Genomic DNA, 521 nt, shown 5'->3' on the forward strand with positions numbered 1-521 from the left:
GCGCCGGGCCAGAAGGCGTCGCCGAGCTCCCAGGCCTCCTCGGAGAAGTCGGTGACCAGGCCGTGCAGGGTGTTCGGCGAGCCGATCAGGACGGGGGTGGGCATGTTGCGGCCCCGGCCCTTGGCGTCGAGCAGGTCCGCGACGGCCTCCGAGGTGAAGGCGTCCGCACCGATCCCGTACACGGTGTCGGTGGGCAGCACGACCAGTTCGCCCCGGCGGACGGCCGATGCGGCCTCGCGCAGACCCGTGGTCCGGTCGGTGGCGTCGTTGCAGTCGTATCGCCGAGCCATCAGCCGGCCTCCTCGGACAGGTGCGGGTACGGGTGGTGGTGCCGGATCCGGGTCACGGCATGGCCTTGCGGGCGGTGGCGAACCGGGGTCGCTTGTTCAGGTCGGGGTGGTCGGCGGCATCCGCCCAGCCCCGCTCCTCGGTGAAGATCCACGGCACCTGGCCGCCCTGGGTGTCGGCGTGCTCGATGACGACGAGGCCGCCGGGGCGCAGCAGACGGTGGGCGGTGCGTT

Annotated in this window: 1 protein-coding gene; it reads right to left on the reverse strand. The window is 72.9% G+C overall.

What is annotated here, in order from left to right; genetic code table 11:
* Window positions 1-290: L-threonylcarbamoyladenylate synthase (locus tag AC0AIB_RS31095; protein WP_465098062.1), on the reverse strand; the 290-nt coding region annotated here is incomplete at its 3' end.
* Window positions 291-521: the final 231 nt, after the last annotated feature.

The sequence above is a fragment of the Micromonospora sp. DSM 43699 genome, assembly GCF_055517075.1.